This window comes from Flavobacterium cyclinae (genome assembly GCF_021172145.1).
GTDB classification, from domain to species: Bacteria; Bacteroidota; Bacteroidia; order Flavobacteriales; family Flavobacteriaceae; genus Flavobacterium; species Flavobacterium cyclinae.
The window spans coordinates 2,283,185-2,301,286 of sequence record NZ_CP089095.1 but is presented as its reverse complement, the minus strand read 5'-3'; the positions used below and the strand labels follow the sequence as shown (position 1 = coordinate 2,301,286).

At 33.3% G+C, this 18,102-nt stretch carries 13 protein-coding genes and 2 tRNA genes; 10 read left to right on the top strand and 5 right to left on the bottom strand.

Features of this window, described 5'->3' with window-relative positions:
• The first annotated feature begins 165 nt into the window (after positions 1–165).
• The 4 genes from LOS86_RS10690 to LOS86_RS10675 all read left to right on the top strand — a co-directional run bounded on the left by LOS86_RS10690 (position 166) and on the right by LOS86_RS10675 (position 8,028).
• The gene (locus LOS86_RS10690; protein ID WP_231843934.1) at positions 166–2,937 is read left to right on the top strand and encodes a bifunctional aconitate hydratase 2/2-methylisocitrate dehydratase; all 2,772 of its coding nucleotides are present in this window, start codon (positions 166–168) and stop codon (positions 2,935–2,937) included.
• Between the two features lie 113 nt (positions 2,938–3,050).
• Complete coding sequence (locus LOS86_RS10685) at positions 3,051–5,315, top strand: aconitate hydratase (RefSeq protein ID WP_231842091.1); 2,265 nt, start codon at positions 3,051–3,053, stop codon at positions 5,313–5,315.
• Between the two features lie 96 nt (positions 5,316–5,411).
• On the top strand, positions 5,412–6,530 hold the full coding sequence (locus tag LOS86_RS10680; RefSeq protein ID WP_231842090.1) for a peptidoglycan endopeptidase: 1,119 nt from the start codon (positions 5,412–5,414) through the stop codon (positions 6,528–6,530).
• Between the two features lie 79 nt (positions 6,531–6,609).
• Positions 6,610–8,028 carry an MBL fold metallo-hydrolase gene (locus tag LOS86_RS10675; protein ID WP_231842089.1) on the top strand — a complete coding sequence of 473 codons (1,419 nt, stop codon included), beginning with the start codon at positions 6,610–6,612 and terminating at the stop codon, positions 8,026–8,028.
• Positions 8,029–8,073: 45 nt separating this feature from the next.
• On the opposite strand, the gene LOS86_RS10670 is transcribed toward LOS86_RS10675, so the two are convergent.
• The 4 genes from LOS86_RS10670 to LOS86_RS10655 all read right to left on the bottom strand — a co-directional run bounded on the left by LOS86_RS10670 (position 8,074) and on the right by LOS86_RS10655 (position 12,342).
• Entirely contained in the window at positions 8,074–8,310 is a 237-nt protein-coding gene (locus tag LOS86_RS10670) for an HP1242/YdcH family protein (RefSeq protein ID WP_231842088.1), read from the bottom strand.
• Positions 8,311–8,432: 122 nt separating this feature from the next.
• Entirely contained in the window at positions 8,433–9,734 is a 1,302-nt protein-coding gene (rimO, locus tag LOS86_RS10665; protein WP_231842087.1) for a 30S ribosomal protein S12 methylthiotransferase RimO, read from the bottom strand.
• Positions 9,735–9,935: 201 nt separating this feature from the next.
• Positions 9,936–11,411: an OmpP1/FadL family transporter gene (locus tag LOS86_RS10660; protein WP_231842086.1), complete on the bottom strand. Its 1,476-nt coding sequence runs from the start codon at positions 11,409–11,411 to the stop codon at positions 9,936–9,938.
• Positions 11,412–11,427: 16 nt separating this feature from the next.
• The gene (locus LOS86_RS10655; RefSeq protein ID WP_231842085.1) at positions 11,428–12,342 is read right to left on the bottom strand and encodes a hypothetical protein; all 915 of its coding nucleotides are present in this window, start codon (positions 12,340–12,342) and stop codon (positions 11,428–11,430) included.
• A 101-nt stretch (positions 12,343–12,443) separates the two neighbouring features.
• Between LOS86_RS10655 and proS the strand changes: the two genes are divergently transcribed.
• The 6 genes from proS (at position 12,444) to LOS86_RS10625 (ending at position 17,040) form a co-directional block, all read left to right on the top strand.
• Positions 12,444–13,922, top strand: coding sequence for a proline--tRNA ligase (gene proS, locus LOS86_RS10650; RefSeq protein ID WP_231842084.1), 1,479 nt, complete (start codon positions 12,444–12,446; stop codon positions 13,920–13,922).
• A gap of 116 nt (positions 13,923–14,038) precedes the next feature.
• Positions 14,039–14,110, top strand: a tRNA-Glu gene (locus tag LOS86_RS10645).
• 26 nt (positions 14,111–14,136) lie between these two features.
• Positions 14,137–14,208: transfer RNA gene (locus tag LOS86_RS10640), tRNA-Glu, on the top strand.
• A gap of 156 nt (positions 14,209–14,364) precedes the next feature.
• Positions 14,365–14,616 carry a 30S ribosomal protein S20 gene (gene rpsT / locus LOS86_RS10635; protein WP_231842083.1) on the top strand — a complete coding sequence of 84 codons (252 nt, stop codon included), beginning with the start codon at positions 14,365–14,367 and terminating at the stop codon, positions 14,614–14,616.
• A gap of 145 nt (positions 14,617–14,761) precedes the next feature.
• Positions 14,762–16,561 carry a translational GTPase TypA gene (typA, locus tag LOS86_RS10630; RefSeq protein WP_231842082.1) on the top strand — a complete coding sequence of 600 codons (1,800 nt, stop codon included), beginning with the start codon at positions 14,762–14,764 and terminating at the stop codon, positions 16,559–16,561.
• Between the two features lie 44 nt (positions 16,562–16,605).
• A complete protein-coding gene (locus tag LOS86_RS10625) occupies positions 16,606–17,040 on the top strand; it encodes a hypothetical protein (RefSeq protein ID WP_231842081.1) in 435 nt (144 codons plus the stop codon).
• Between the two features lie 43 nt (positions 17,041–17,083).
• Here LOS86_RS10625 and LOS86_RS10620 read toward each other — a convergent pair whose 3' ends face one another.
• Positions 17,084–18,094, bottom strand: coding sequence for a peptidylprolyl isomerase (locus tag LOS86_RS10620; RefSeq protein WP_231842080.1), 1,011 nt, complete (start codon positions 18,092–18,094; stop codon positions 17,084–17,086).
• Between the last annotated feature and the right edge of the window lie 8 nt (positions 18,095–18,102).

The following is an 18,102-nucleotide window of genomic DNA, read 5'->3' as shown; positions in this document are numbered from 1 at the left end:
TTTTATTGAAAAATAACCATTAAAATAGAATCTTTATAAATAATATTTCTTTTATTTAGGCTTTTTATTAAAAATTTTTAAATCTGACTAAGATTTATTAAATTTGTGCCACTTAAAAAAATACAACAAACACTTAATAACTAATTTATGGCATTAGCTACTGAAATGAATCTTTATAACGATTACATTAAAGAAATAGAAGAAAGAAAAGGTCAAGGATTGCATCCAAAACCTATTGATAGTGCTGATTTGTTAAACGAAATCATTACTCAAATTAAAGATACAAATAATGCAAACAGAACCGATTGTTTGAATTTTTTTATCTATAATACTTTACCTGGAACAACACCTGCAGCAGGAGCTAAAGCTAAGTTCTTAAAAGAGATTATTCTTAATCAAGAAGTAGTTGCAGAAATCACTCCAACATTTGCCTTCGAATTATTATCGCACATGAAAGGTGGACCTTCAATTGAGGTTTTATTAGATTTAGCTTTAGGAAATGATGAGGCTGTTGCAAGACAAGCAGCAGATGTATTAAAAACACAGGTATATCTTTACGATGCTGATATGGCTCGTATCAAAGAAGCTTTTGAAAATGGAAATGTTGTTGCTAAAGATATTCTAGAAAGCTATGCAAAAGCAGAATTCTTTACAAAACTTCCAGAAGTTGCAGAAGAAATTAAAGTAGTTACTTACATTGCTGGAGAAGGAGATATTTCAACCGATTTATTATCTCCGGGTAATCAGGCACATTCGCGTTCGGATCGTGAATTACATGGAAAATGTATGATTACGCCTCAAGCGCAAGAAGAAATTAAAGCCTTACAAGCACAACATCCAGATAAATCAGTAATGTTAATTGCTGAAAAAGGAACAATGGGAGTTGGTTCTTCTCGTATGTCGGGTGTAAATAACGTGGCGCTTTGGACAGGAAAACAAGCTAGTCCATATGTGCCATTCGTAAATTTTGCTCCAATTGTAGGAGGAACTAACGGAATTTCTCCAATTTTCCTTACTACAGTTGATGTAACTGGAGGTATCGGAATTGATTTGAAAAACTGGGTAAAAAAGACAGATGCAAACGGTGAATTAGTTCGCGATGAAAATGGGGAACCAATTTTAGAGCAAGTGTATTCAGTTGCTACAGGTACGGTTTTAACTATCAATACAAAAACAAAAAAATTATACAACGGTGACAAAGAATTGATTGATATTTCAAGATCATTCACACCACAAAAAATGGAGTTTATCAAAGCAGGTGGTTCTTATGCTATCGTTTTTGGTAAAAAACTACAAACATTTGCTGCTAAAACTCTAGGAATCGAAGCTCCTCTAGTGTATGCGCCTTCAAAAGAAATTCATATTGAAGGACAAGGATTAACAGCAGTTGAGAAAATCTTCAACAAAAACGCTGTAGGAACACTTTCCAAAAATGTGTTACACGCAGGTTCTGATGTTCGTGTTACTGTAAACATCGTAGGTTCGCAAGATACTACAGGTTTAATGACCGCTCAAGAATTAGAATCAATGGCAGCTACTGTGATTTCTCCAATTGTTGATGCAGCGTACCAATCAGGTTGTCATACTGCATCGGTTTGGGATAAAAAAGCTCAAGCAAATATCCCGAAATTAATGCAATTCATGAATGATTTTGGATTGATTACAGCTCGTGATCCTAAAGGGGTTTACCATGCCATGACCGACGTAATTCACAAAGTATTGAATGATATTACAGTTGATGAGTGGGCTATCATTATAGGTGGTGACTCTCATACTAGAATGTCAAAAGGAGTAGCTTTCGGTGCGGATTCAGGAACGGTGGCTCTTGCTTTAGCAACTGGAGAAGCTTCTATGCCAATTCCACAATCAGTAAAAGTAACTTTCAAAGGAAATATGCCAGATTATATGGATTTCCGTGATGTAGTTCATGCTACACAAGCGCAAATGTTACATCAATTTGGAGGTGAAAATGTGTTCCAAGGAAGAATTATTGAAGTTCATATCGGAACATTAACGGCTGACCAAGCTTTCACATTTACTGACTGGACTGCTGAAATGAAAGCAAAAGCTTCAATTTGTATTTCTGAAGATGAAACTTTAATCGAATCTTTAGAAATTGCAAAAGGAAGAATCCAAATCATGATTGATAAAGGCATGGATAACAAAAATCATGTGCTTCAAAGATTAATCGATAAGGCTAATAAGCGTATTGCAGAAATCCGTTCAGGAGAAAAACCAGCTTTACGTCCAGATGCTAATGCAAAATACTACGCTGAAGTGGTAGTAGATTTAGATCAAATCGCTGAACCAATGATTGCTGACCCAGATGTAAATAATAAAGATGTTTCTAAACGTTATACTCACGATACGATTCGTCCACTTTCTTTCTATGGAGGTGATAAAAAAGTTGATTTAGGATTCATCGGTTCTTGTATGGTGCATAAAGGAGATATGAAAATCTTAGCTCAGATGTTGAAAAACATCGAAAAACAACAAGGTAAAGTGGAATTTAAAGCGCCTTTAGTAGTTGCTCCTCCAACATACAACATCGTTGACGAATTAAAAGCAGAAGGTGATTGGGAAGTATTACAAAAATATTCTGGTTTCGAATTTGATGATAATGCGCCAAAAGCAGTAGCTCGTACAGAATACGAAAACATGTTGTACTTAGAGCGTCCAGGTTGTAACCTTTGTATGGGGAACCAAGAAAAAGCGTCTAAAGGAGATACGGTAATGGCAACATCAACTCGTTTGTTCCAAGGTCGTGTTGTAGAAGACTCTGCAGAGAAAAAAGGAGAATCATTATTATCATCTACTCCAGTTGTAGTATTATCAACTATTTTAGGAAGAACTCCTTCAATTGAAGAATACAAAAAAGCGGTAGAAGGAATCAACTTAACTAAGTTTGCTCCATCACACAAATTATTAGTGGGATAATAATATCTAAAATATTAATTCAGAAAGCTCAAGTTATACTTGAGCTTTTTTGTTTTTATCTCTTCATTTTTTTGTAAATTAGTGGGATTAAATAACACACAAAATAAATTACTATGGCATTTGATATTGAAATGATTAAAAAAGTGTACGCTACCATGGCGGAACGAGTGGATAAAGCTCGTGATTTGGTTGGTCGTCCATTGACTTTGTCTGAGAAAATTTTGTATTCGCATCTTTGGGAAGGAATGCCAACGCAAGCCTTCACAAGAGGTAAAGATTATGTTGATTTTGCTCCCGATAGAGTAGCATGTCAAGATGCAACAGCGCAAATGGCCTTATTACAATTTATGCATGCTGGAAAGAAAACTGTAGCGGTTCCAACAACTGTTCACTGCGACCATTTAATTCAAGCAAAATCAGGTGCGGAAGCTGATTTAGCTTTCGCGAATAAACAATCCAAAGAAGTTTTCGATTTCTTATCATCAGTGTCCAACAAATACGGCATTGGATTTTGGAAACCAGGTTCGGGAATTATTCACCAAATCGTTTTAGAAAACTATGCTTTTCCCGGAGGATTAATGATTGGAACCGATTCTCATACTGTAAATGCAGGAGGTTTAGGAATGTTAGCTATCGGTGTTGGTGGAGCCGATGCAGTTGATGTAATGTCAGGCATGTCTTGGGAATTAAAATTTCCAAAATTAATAGGAGTAAAACTAACAGGTAAATTAAACGGTTGGACCGCTCCAAAAGACGTAATCTTAAAAGTAGCCGATATCTTAACCGTTAAAGGTGGAACTGGAGCTATTGTAGAATATTTCGGAGAAGGTGCCGAATCGATGTCATGTACCGGAAAAGGAACCATTTGTAATATGGGAGCTGAAATTGGAGCTACGACTTCTACTTTTGGTTATGACGATTCCATGAGAAGATATTTAGCCGCAACTGGTCGTCAAGATGTGGTAAATGCTGCCGATAAAGTAGCTTCTTACTTAACTGCCGATGCCGAAGTTTATGCGAATCCAGAAAAATATTTCGACCAATTAATTGAAATTAATTTATCCGAGTTAGAACCACATATTAACGGACCATTTACTCCAGATAGAGGAACTCCAGTTTCCAAAATGAAGGAAGAAGCTGTAGCTAATGGTTGGCCAATAAAAGTAGAATGGGGATTAATCGGTTCTTGTACCAATTCTTCTTACGAAGATATGTCTCGTGCTGCTTCTATTGTGAGACAAGCTGTGGCTCATGGAATTACTCCAAAGGCAGAATTCGGAATTAATCCAGGTTCAGAGCAAATTCGTTATACGATTGAAAGAGATGGAATTATTGCCGATTTTGAAAAAATGGGAACCAAAGTATTCACCAATGCTTGCGGACCTTGTATTGGACAATGGGATAGAGAAGGAGCGGACAAACAAGAAAAAAACACCATCGTGCATTCGTTCAACCGAAACTTTTCAAAAAGAGCCGATGGAAATCCAAATACCCACGCTTTTGTAACTTCTCCAGAAATGGTAGCGGCTTTAGCAATTTCGGGTCGTTTGGATTTTAATCCAATAACCGATACTTTAATTAATGATAAAGGTGAATCCGTAAAATTGAATCCGCCTTTTGGAGATGAACTGCCTACCAAAGGTTTTGATGTTAAAGATCCAGGATTCCAAGCTCCAGCAGAAGATGGTGCTTCTGTTGAAGTTGTGGTTTCCCCAACTTCTGACCGATTACAATTATTGGAACCATTCCCAGCTTGGGATGGAAAAAATATTTCAGGGGCTAAATTGTTAATTAAAGCTTTTGGAAAATGTACTACCGATCATATTTCCATGGCTGGACCTTGGTTGCGTTTCCGAGGACATTTGGATAATATTTCGAATAATATGTTAATTGGTGCTGAAAATGCATTTAATAATAAAGCAAATTCGGTTAAAAATCAATTAACTGGAACTTATGACGAAGTTCCAAAAGTACAAAGAGCTTATAAAGCTGCTGGAATTCCTTCAATAGTTGTTGGTGACCATAATTACGGAGAAGGTTCTTCTCGTGAACATGCTGCTATGGAACCAAGACATTTAGGAGTAAAAGCGGTTTTGGTAAAATCATTCGCACGTATTCATGAAACGAATTTGAAAAAACAAGGAATGTTAGCCTTAACTTTTGCTAATGAATCGGATTATGATAAAATTCAAGAAGATGATACAATCAATTTCTTAGATTTAACCCAATTTGCTCCTGGGAAACCTTTGTCTATAGAATTTGTTCATGCAGATGGTTCTAAAGATGTTATTTTGGCTAATCATACTTATAATGAAGGTCAAATAGAATGGTTTAAAGCAGGTTCAGCATTGAATTTGATAGCAGCTGGAAAAGCATAATTTAATTTTAAAATAATGTTAAAACTCCCTTTAAAAAGGGAGTTTTCTTTATCTTGCAACACTTAGTATTTCTATATTCCATATAAATGTATTCTAATGAAATTATTACATGTAATCACTTTTTTATTTTTATTTACTAGCGGATTTGTTTTCTCTCAAAAAACAATTAAACATACCGTAGTTTCAGGTGAATCTATTTATTCTATTGCTAAGAAATATGGTGTTACAGAGGCAGATATTTATGAATTAAATCCTAAAACTAAGGGTGCAATATTGCAGTTGAAAACCATTCTTGTAATTCCAAATAAAAATAAAAAATCAAAAGAGAAAAATAGTAAAGCAACTTCTAATACTACAGAAATTCATATCGTAACTTCAGGTGAATCACTTTATAAGATTTCTAAAAAATATAATATCAGTCTCGATAAACTTAAGGAATTAAATCCCAATATTAAACCTGAATCAATTCAAATTGGTGATAAAATTATTGTTGCTTCAACAAGTGAAATTCCTAAACCTGTCCAAAAAGAAGAGAAAAATAATGAATTGGATACTCCTAAAGAACAATCAATTACAGACAATTTAGAAACAGATGAATTGGGTAATAAAGTTCATAAAGTTGCTAAAGGAGAAACATTATACCGACTTTCTAAGAAGTATAAAGTAAGTGTTAGAGAATTGGAAGAAATGAATCCAGAAATTATTGCTAATTTGCCTATTGGATATGAAGTAATTGTTAGAAAAGGGAATGTAGAGTTTGAAAATCACAAAAAAGAAGTAGTAGCAACTACGCAACCAAAAGAAGAACTTAATTTAGAAAATACTACAAAAGCAGAATTTTTAATTTCAAAAGCTTCGGAGCATATAGGAACTCGTTATCGTGGTGGCGGAACAACTAGCGCTGGTTTTGATTGTTCTGGATTAATGTATGCAACTTTTCAACATATCGATATGACATTGCCTCGTTCATCTAGTTCAATGGCTGTTGGGGCTGGTTATAAAATAGATAGAAGTCAGGCTCAAAAAGGTGATTTGATTTTCTTTTCAACAAATGGAAGAGGAAGTGTCAATCATGTTGGGATGATTACTGAAGTTAATGGCGATGAAATAAAATTTATTCATTCCTCAGTTCAAGCTGGAGTAATTATTTCTTCAACTGAAGAACCGTACTACAAAAAACGTTTTATTCAAATTAATCGAGTATTAGAAAACTAGTTGCATGTTTTCTATATGATATTTATCATTTTACTTAATACTACAGTCATGTAAATTCGTAACTTCTAAAAGTTATGTCATGAAAGTAGAACAAATTTATACAGGGTGTATTGCACACGCTGCTTATTATGTTGAAAATAATGGTGAAGCCGCTATTTTTGACCCTCTTAGAGAAGTCCAACCTTATATTGATCGTGCAAAAAAAGATAATGCTAAAATTAAATATGTTTTTGAAACGCATTTCCACGCTGATTTTGTTAGTGGTCATTTAGATTTAAAGGAAAAAGCAGGTGCTGAAATTGTTTTTGGTCCAACTGCTAAGCCAAATTATGTTGCAATAATTGCTACAGATGGTCAGGTTTTTACCGTTGGTAATTATAAAATTAAAGCCATTCATACTCCGGGGCACACCATGGAAAGCACAACTTATTTACTTATTGATGAAAATGATAAGGAACACGGAATTATATCCGGAGATACATTATTTATTGGCGATGTGGGTCGGCCAGATTTAGCCCAACACGTAATAGCCGATTTAACACAAGAAAAATTAGCTCGTTTATTATATCATTCACTCCGTGAGAAAATTATGCCACTTTCTGATGATTTAATTGTGTATCCAAATCATGGTGCAGGAAGTGCGTGTGGAAAAAATATGAGTAAAGAAACTACTGATACTTTAGGAAATCAAAAACGTACTAATTATGCACTGCGTTCTGATATGACTGAAGATGAATTTTTAATTGAATTACTTACCGGTTTAACATCGCCTCCAGGGTATTTTCCAAAAAATGTATTGTTAAATTTAAATGGTTATCAGTCATTAGATAAAGTAATTGAAAAAGGTAAAAATCCATTACATCCTAAAGATTTTGAAGCTTTGGCAACTGTTTCGGGTGCTCTAGTATTAGATACAAGAAATGCTACTGATTTTGCAAATGGATTTATTCCTAATAGTATTAATATTGGTATAGACGGTAGCTTTGCAATGTGGGTTGGAGAAATGATATCTGATATTAATCAAGCTATTCTTTTAGTAACAGAACCAGGAAGGGAAGAGGAATGTATGATTCGATTGTCTAGAGTAGGTTATGATAATACTATCGGTTATTTAGAGGGAGGATTTGAATCTTGGAAACTAGAAGGGAAAGAAATTGATTCTTTAAAAAGAATTACAGGAGAACAACTAGAAGTGTTAATGCAAAAAGAAGATTTACCTCTTTTTGATGTTCGTAAAAAGAGTGAATTCGATTCAGAACATTTGATGAATTCTGAAAATATACCATTAAACCAATTAAATTCGCAACTGGAGAGTTTTCCTAAAAACAAACCATTTGTAATTTATTGTGCTGGAGGTTATCGAAGTATGATTGCTGCCTCAATATTAAAACAACGAGGATTTGATAATTTTGTAGATGTCTCAGGTGGATTCAATGAAATTTCTAAAACAACTAAGTTGCCAAAAACAGAATATGTGTGTCCTTCAACATTATTATAGAAATAAATAAACCGCTTTAAGCGGTTTATTTATTAATACAATTTTTTAACTATCTTTTAAAAAATTGAAAATTTCATCTTTTAAAAACACACGATCTTTTCTAAGATGTGATAATTCATCATCCATAGCAAGTTCTTCATCGGTTTCAATTTTAAAGATTTTTTCATCTAACTCTGTATACGAATGAAGTAAAACCTGAAATTCATCATTATGATGATAAAGGTCTTTGATTTTTTCAGCGTATTCAGGGAAATCTTGGTAAATAGGATGTTTAGTTATCATAATGCTGGTTTTTTAATTACTATACTCAAAGTTACCATCAAAAAATAAAATCAGATATGACATTTATCATTTCTAAAAAAAAATCCTTGCATATTTGCAAGGATTGGATTGGTATTTTTTAATTAAACGGGTTCTGCATACAAATCAAATTCTGTAGCATCTGTTACTTTTAAATTTACAAAATCACCTGTTTTTAAATAATATTTTGAAGCATCAACTAAAACCTCATTATCTACATCTGGACTGTCAAATTCAGTTCTTCCAATGAAATATTGTCCTTCTTTTCGGTCTATAACACATTTAAAAACTTTTCCAATTTTCTCCTGATTCAAATCCCATGAAATTTGAGACTGTAAATCCATGATTTCTGCCGCTCTTGCTTGTTTTACTTCGTGAGGAACATCGTCTTCTAAAGCAAAAGCACCAGTATTTTCTTCATGAGAATAAGTAAAACAGCCTAAACGCTCAAATTTCATTTCTTGAACCCAATCACGAAGAATTTCAAAATCTTCTTGAGTTTCTCCAGGATACCCTACAATTAAAGTGGTTCTTATTGCCATTCCTGGAACACGTTCTCTAAATTCTTGTAATAATTTAGTCGTTTTCTCTTTAGTTGTTCCACGTTTCATTGATTTTAAAATGGAATCTGAAATGTGTTGTAATGGAATGTCAATGTAATTACAAATTTTTGGTTCGCGTTTCATTACATCTAAAACGTCCATTGGGAAACCACTTGGGAAAGCATAATGCAAACGTATCCACTCAATTCCTTCTACTTTAACTAAGTTTTCTAATAGTTCGGCAAGATTGCGTTTTTTGTATAAATCTAAACCGTAATACGTTAAATCTTGTGCTATTAAAATTAATTCTTTTACTCCTTTTTTTGCTAAACTTTCTGCTTCTTTGACCAATTTTTCAATAGGTTGTGAAACGTGTTTTCCTCGCATTAAAGGTATCGCGCAAAAACTGCAAGGTCTATCACAACCTTCAGCAATTTTTAAATAAGCATAATTTTTTGGAGTTGTTGTTAAGCGTTCACCTAATAATTCATGCTTATAATCTGCTCCTAAAGCTTTTAATAACAAAGGTAATTCTGTGGTTCCAAAATATTGGTCAACATCTGGAATTTCTTTTTCTAAATCTGGACGGTATCTTTCAGATAAACATCCGGTAACAAATACTTTATCAACAATTCCTTGATCTTTTTTATCTACATATTCCAAAATCGTATTTACCGATTCTTCCTTTGCATTATCAATAAAACCACAAGTATTAATAACTACAATATTACCTTCTTCTTCATGAGCTACGTCTTTTCCGTTAGCTTTAAGTTGTCCCATCAACACCTCACTATCATAAGTGTTTTTAGAACATCCAAGTGTAATTACATTGATTTTATTTTTCTTTAACGATTTGGTTCTCATGTTTTTAGTTTTATCCCCACTTTAGGAGCGCAAAATTACATAAAATAATTAGTTGAAGCACCAGCGTTTGAGAATTTTTTACTGTTGTGTCCCGCTGTCCGCTATACATGATGTCGCTCCCATCGGGGCTAAAATCAATCGTTTAGGAACAAAAAAACCACTTCAGTTTAAGAAGTGGTTTGATAATATGTTTTTAATTTCTTAGAAATTTATAGAATAAGTTACTGTAACATTATTTTGAACATTTCTAATTCTAGAAGTGTCATTCATTCCAGAAGAAATTAAACTTTGATTAAAATTTCTGTGCGAGTTAGCAAAAGATAAATCGATTCTGTTTTCTCCAAAACTATAACCTACACCTGCTGAGTATCCAGTTAAGTCACCAAATGCATAATCAACTTTGTATGGACTTTCCTCAAAACGATATCCTCCACGAACACTCCATTGTTTGATTTTGTACTCACCTCCAATTCTTATTTCATATGCATTTTTTAATTCCCTGCTTAATTGCGAGTTTAAATCTCTAAAATCGTTTTGATTGGTATTGGTGTATTCAATATTGCCGTAATTTTTAGAAGCAACATCAATACTAATTAATCCTCTTTTGTTAATTATGTAAGCAGCACTTCCTGTTATTTTACTTGGTGTTCTTAATCTGTAAGTAGGAAAAACAAATAATGGACTTCCATAATACAAACTCTCATCACCAGACGGAACATTTACATTATCATACGTGTATAAATCTTGAACCAATTCGTCATTCAGATTATACCAAGTAGGAGATTCATAAGATGCACCAAATCTAAAAGAATCAGTTACTTTATAAATAGCACCTAGATTAAATGAAAATCCTGAACCATAAGTACTTAATTGATTGTCAAAAATTATGTTTCTTATTGTAGGTTGTGTGTTTGGATTACTTGGATTATCATTGTTTTCGTAAAGACTAGTTGTTACAACATAATCTGTAAAATGAGCATTTAAATTTAATCCTAAGAATAATTTATTTTGATAACTTCCGGCTACATTAACTGTTATTTTACCGTTATAGCCATTTGATGTTGTAAAATAATCTTGGTAATAATTTCCGCCAGGAGAAACATTGGAAACAAATTGATTAGGAACGGTTGGATGTGGGTCAATGATATAGGTTTGATAAGCCATATCATATTGATAATCGTTAAATTCAGTATTTAATACGGTATTGGCTTGGTTAACAAAATATTGCGATATTGAATTATATGGGTTGTAACCCGAGGTGAAAATTCTGTTATCAAAATTACTTGAATTGTCATAGTTTAATCCAACAGAAATTTTATTCCATTCTGTTTTACCTGATTTATCTTCAAATACTAGTATAGCTCCAATTTGATTTAAATCAATTGTACTGTAACTTTCTTTATCTTTTGAACCGAAATAGTTCGCACTATTAGTGTTATTAAAACTAGTAAGGGAAGCACTTGCAAAATTGTTATTAAAAAATAAGGACCCTGCAGGGTTAATGTTAATTGCAGATAAATCACCACCAACAGCTCCAAAGGCACCGTTCATTCCTCTAAAACGAGCTGTACCGTTCAAATTATCAACTGCATATCTCAAAGCATCGTTAGTAGTCATTTCTTGACTTAAACTTAATAAAGATGTGCTAAGAGAAAATAATAAAAATATTTTTTTCATGAAATTTAGTGTTTAATTAACCTCTTCCTCCTCTAGATCCACCGCCAGAACGACCACCGCCGCCACCTGAACTTCCACCAAAGCTTCCGCCTGAACTTCTTGGGCTAGAATAGTTGTTGCTTCTTGGAGTACTACTGTTGCTTCTTGGCGAACTACTATTGCTTCTAGGGCTTGTGTAATTATTATTTCGAGGAGTACTAGTATTAGTGTCTCTTGGAGTTACTTGATTTCGAGTTCTAGTACTTTCTGTTCTTGTATTATTTCTAGTATTGCTAAAGTTTGGTCTCGGTGTGTCTGTTCTTCTAGTACTGTAATTGCCAATTCTTCCCGAAGATGGACTCACATATCGAGATCCGCCTCTTCTACCATTGTTGTAGACAACATCTCTACCGTAATATCCATTCCAACCCCAATTAGGCCCATAATAACCATTCCATCCCCATCCTGCACCATACCATGAGTTCCACCCCCAATAGTTGCCATACCAATTGTTCCATCCCCATCCTGGTCCATACCAATTGTTCCAACCCCAATAATTGCCATACCAGTTGTTCCAACCCCAACCATTTGTATAGTAATTAACAGTAACATTAGATGAGTTATTACCCCAACCCGCATAATTATTGTTAGATTCATTACGGTAAACGGTAACTACAGTATCGTTTTCTTGGGAATTGTAATTGTCAACATCAGTAAAGTATGTATAATCGTCTTGCATACTTTTAAATTGTTGAGCGTATTTATTCGAATTTTCAATGTTTTGCTCTGAATATTTATTTTCAGTATGGGTGTTGGTTTGAGATCCATAAACACCATCATTGTCATAATACGATGAATTTTGATAAGACCCACAAGATGTGGTCAATATAGCCAATAATCCAATTAAAGAAAATAGGGCATTTTTTGGGTTAAACAAGTAATAAGTTTTCATAACTCTTATTTTTTTATTGTTGGACACTTCAAATTTAACTATTTTTGCCAAACAAATTAGTTAAAATTTATATAAACAATTTTTGTGCCAAAATATTTATAATGAGCAAAAACTTAACAACAAGAGCGGAAGATTATTCCAAATGGTATAACGAGTTAGTCGTTAAAGCAGATTTAGCTGAAAATTCAGGGGTAAGAGGGTGTATGGTTATTAAACCTTACGGATATGCAATCTGGGAAAAAATGCAGGCTGAATTGGATAGAATGTTTAAAGAAACTGGGCATAGTAATGCTTATTTCCCCTTGTTTGTTCCAAAAAGTATGTTTGAGGCAGAGGAAAAAAATGCTGAAGGTTTTGCTAAAGAGTGTGCCATTGTTACACATTATCGTTTAAAAACCGATGAGGAAAATAAAGGAAAACTTATTGTTGATCCAAATGCAAAATTAGAAGAAGAATTGATTGTTCGTCCAACGAGTGAGGCTATTATTTGGTCAACCTATAAAGGATGGGTACAATCCTATAGAGATTTACCTTTATTAATTAATCAATGGGCAAATGTGGTTCGTTGGGAAATGAGAACGCGTTTATTTTTAAGAACAGCTGAGTTTTTATGGCAAGAAGGGCATACGGCTCACGCAACGCGTCAGGAAGCGATTGAAGAATCAGAGAAAATGATGAATGTTTATGCTGATTTTGTTCAAAATTTCATGGCAATTCCTGTAATTAAAGGATTGAAAACAGAAACAGAACGTTTTGCGGGTGCAGAAGAAACGTATTGTATTGAAGCTTTAATGCAAGATGGAAAAGCATTACAAGCAGGAACTTCACACTTTTTAGGTCAAAATTTCGCTAAAGCTTTTGATGTAAAATTTGCTAATAAAGAAGGGAAGCAAGAACATGTTTGGGGAACTTCTTGGGGAGTTTCAACTCGTTTAATGGGAGCATTGGTAATGACACATTCTGATGATAAAGGTTTGGTGTTGCCTCCAAATTTAGCGCCAATTCAGGTGGTTATTGTTCCAATATACAAAACAGATGAGCAATTTGATGCTATTACAGAACAAGTGAATGGTTTAGTTGCTGAGTTGAGAAAATTAGGAATTTCAGTTAAATACGATAATAGAGATACCCAAAAACCAGGATTCAAATTTGCTGAATGGGAATTAAAAGGAGTTCCTGTTCGTATTGCTGTTGGACCAAATGATTTAGAAAACGGAACTTACGAAATCGCGCGCAGAGATAATTTGTCAAAAGAAGTGGTTTCTAAGGATGGAGTAGCGGCTTACATTCAAAATTTATTGACTACTATTCAAAATGATTTATTTGCTAAGGCATTGGATTACAGGAATACTCATATTACAGAAGTAAATTCTTTTGAAGAGTTTAAAGAAGTTTTAGAAACAAAAGGTGGTTTCTTAGCTGCACATTGGGATGGAACTCCTGAAACGGAAGAAAAAATCAAAGAATTAACAAAAGCTACAATAAGATGTATTGCTTTAGATAGAGTTGAAGAAGCAGGATCTTGTGTTTTTACAGGAAAACCTTCGGTAGGAAGAGTCTTATTTGCAAAGGCTTACTAAAAAAATAGCAAAAAAAGCTAAAAAAAAATATTGATGCTATTGCAGGAATAAAAAATGTGTTTATCTTTGCACTCGCATTACAGAAATGAGGTCTTTTAGAGTTCAAAGTATGAAATGGCCCGTTCGTCTATCGGTTAGGACGCCAGGTTTTCATCCTGGTAAGAGGGGTTCGATTCCCCTACGGGCTACAATATTGAAAATAGAATTGGTTAATGGCCCGTTCGTCTATCGGTTAGGACGCCAGGTTTTCATCCTGGTAAGAGGGGTTCGATTCCCCTACGGGCTACAAAATTAGTTGTGAAATAGTTTTATAAAATAAAGGGTAGTGTCTCATTCTTTATTTTATTAGTTAAAACCAAAGTGATTGCAAATGTAATTGTGGGAGGTTTTTCTTTTTTAACTAATAGTTTATAACAATTATTACAATTAAAAAAAGAACAAAATGGCAAATCATAAATCTGCTTTAAAAAGAATTAGAAGTAACGAGAAAAAAAGAGTATTAAACAGATACCAACACAAAACTACTCGTAACGCTATCAAAGCTATTCGTTTAGCTACTGATAAAGCTGAAGCTTCTGCTAAATTATCAGCTGTAATTTCAATGATTGATAAATTAGCTAAGAAAAATATCATTCATGATAACAAAGCTTCTAACTTAAAATCTAAATTAACTAAACATGTAGCTTCTTTATAGTCTACTGTTAGTAAAATATACTAAAGCTCTCTTTTTGAGAGCTTTTTTTATACGTTATCATTTTGTTATTTCTACTAAAGTATTGATTACTATAGTGTTTTTATCAAAATAAACATTACCTTTGCACCTTCAAAAAAATAAGTAAATGACTTCTATTAGAAACATCGCAATTATTGCACACGTTGACCACGGTAAAACTACTTTGGTTGATAAAATTATGTACCACTGTCAGTTGTTTCGTGAAAACGAGAACACAGGAGATTTGATCTTAGATAATAATGACTTAGAACGTGAAAGAGGAATTACGATTACTTCTAAAAACGTATCAGTAACTTACAAAGGAACAAAAATCAACATTATCGATACTCCAGGTCACGCCGATTTTGGTGGTGAAGTAGAGCGTGTACTTAATATGGCTGATGGAGTTTGTCTTTTAGTGGATGCTTTTGAAGGACCAATGCCTCAAACGCGTTTCGTATTACAAAAAGCAATTGACTTAGGATTAAAGCCTTGTGTTGTTATTAATAAAGTAGATAAAGAAAACTGTACTCCAGAAGAAGTACATGAAAAAGTTTTCGACTTAATGTTTGAATTAGGTGCTGAAGAATGGCAGTTAGATTTCCCAACAGTTTATGGTTCGGCGAAAAATAACTGGATGTCTGACGATTGGAAAAATCAAACAGAAAATATTGAGCCTCTTTTAGATATGGTATTGGAAAATATTCCTGCACCAAAAGTTTCTGAAGGAACGCCTCAAATGTTAATTACATCTTTAGATTTCTCTTCATTTACAGGTCGTATTGCAATTGGTCGTTTACAAAGAGGTGTTTTACGTGAAGGAATGAATGTTTCTTTAGTAAAAAGAGATGGTAAAATTATCAAAACTAAAATTAAAGAGTTACACACTTTTGAAGGTTTAGGACGTAAAAAAGTAGAAGAAGTTGTAGCGGGTGATATTTGTGCATTAGTTGGTTTAGAAGGTTTTGAAATTGGTGATACTGTTGCTGATTTTGAAAACCCTGAAGCATTGCAAACTATTGCTATTGATGAGCCAACCATGAGTATGTTGTTCACAATTAACGATTCTCCTTTCTTTGGTAAAGAAGGCAAGTTCGTAACTTCTCGTCACGTAAAAGAACGTTTGGAAAAAGAATTAGAGAAAAACTTAGCACTACGTGTTCAAGAAACAAATTCTGCTGATAAATTTATGGTTTTTGGTCGTGGAGTTCTTCACTTATCGGTTTTAATTGAAACGATGAGAAGAGAAGGATATGAGTTGCAAATTGGTCAACCACAAGTAATCATTAAAGAAATTGATGGTGTTAAATGTGAGCCAATTGAAGAGTTAACTATCGATTTACCAGAAAACCTTTCAGGAAGAGCTGTTGAGTTTGTTACTGTTCGTAAAGGGGAAATGTTATCTATGGAACCAAAAGGTGATCGTATGATTATTAAATTCAACATTCCATCTCGTGGAATTATTGGTTTAAGAAATCAATTATTAACGGCTACTGCAGGTGAAGCTATCATGTCACACCGTTTTATTGAGTACCAACCATATAAAGGAGAAATTGCTGGACGTATCAATGGTTCATTGATTTCTATGGAAAATGGTAAAGCAATTCCTTATTCAATCAATAAATTACAAGATAGAGGTAAATTCTTCGTTGACCCTAATGAAGATGTTTACGAAGGTCAAGTAGTGGGTGAAAACTCTCGTGGAGATGATATGGTTATTAATATCACTAAAACGAAACAGTTAACCAACTTCCGTTCTGCTGGAGCGGATGACAAAACAAGAATTGTTCCTGCTATCAAATTCTCTTTAGAAGAAGCATTAGAATACATTCAGAAAGATGAGTATGTAGAAGTTACGCCAAAATCGTTACGTTTACGTAAAATCTATTTGAATGAAAACGATAGAAAACGTTTTAAAATAGTATAATTTTTATCCCGACTTTTAGTCGGGATTTTTTTAATATCATTGTGATGGAAATTAAGTTAAAATATGGAATTGACAATTTGCTTTTTGGAATGAAAGAGCAAGATGTAATTAAAATTTTAGGTAAACCCGATTCAAGTTATAAAGATGAAGATGAAAATGTTGTGTACATGTATCATACAAGAAAACTTCGTTTGACTTTTTATAAAGATGAAGATTTTAAATTAGGATATATGACTACTTCAAATTCAGGAGTGAAGTTGTTTAATTCTTTTTTAATTGGAAAAGATTGGAGTGAAGTGTATCCAATTTTAGAAAAAAATAAAATTAAACCTTTTGAAATGGATACAAATGAAGGTGTTGTAAGTTATTTTAATGAACCCAATTGGTTGTTTTTTCATGTAGATTACAACGAAATTATTAAAATTGAATTGGGAGCAGTTTTCAAAGAAAAAGAAGATGATTTTGATTGGAAATTTTAATTGAAATAAAGAAGCCGCTAATTTTTTAGCGGCTTCTTTATTTTTAATTATTAATCTTAATTAATTCAATTTCAAAAATTAAATCGGCATTTGGTGGAATAACGCCGCCAGCACCTTTTTCGCCATAAGCTAAATTTGAAGGGATATAAAATTTATATTTTGAACCTTCTGGCATTAATTGTATACCTTCTATCCAACCTTTAATTACTTGGTTCAATCCAAAATCAATAGTTTCTCCTCTTTGAACGCTACTATCGAATACTTTACCATCTAAGAACATTCCAGTATAATGCACTTTTACATTACTTGTTGCAACAGGTTTGTTTCCTGTTCCTTCTTTAAGAACAATATATTTTAATCCACTTGCTGTGGAAGCAGCATTTTCAAATTCTTTTAAAGCTTTTTCTTTGGCAACTTTTTGTTTTTCAATAGCTTCTTTTTCGGCTATTTCTTTTTTAGCAAAGTAATCAGCAAATGTTTTTTCTGCATTGAATTTTTTTGCTTCTTTTCCAACTCGGATTATTTTAACAGATGTTATTACATCATCTTGAGTAATTTTATCTACGACCTCTAATCCACTCACTACGTGTCCAAAAACGGTATGTTTTCCATCAAGCCATGGTGTTGCTTTGTGTGTGATGAAAAACTGACTTCCATTTGTTGCAGGTCCTGCATTTGCCATAGATAAAATTCCTTTTCCTGAATGTTTTAAGTCAACTACAATTTCATCATCAAATTTATAACCAGGTCCACCGGTTCCTTTACCATCTGGACAACCACCTTGTATCATGAAATCGGCAATAACTCTATGGAATTTTAATCCATTATAATAAGGTTTTCCTTTGAATTTTGCATCTGCTTTTGGATTTTTTCCTTCTGCTAGTGAAATAAAGTTAGCAACTGTAATTGGTGTTTTTTTGTATTCTAATTCCACTACAATTTTTCCTTTTACAGTGTTTATTTCTGCAAAGATTCCTTCTTGTTTGTTTTTTTGAGCATAAGAGATACCTACAAAACTTAAAACAACTAGAATAGATTTAATTATGTTTTTCATTTTATCGT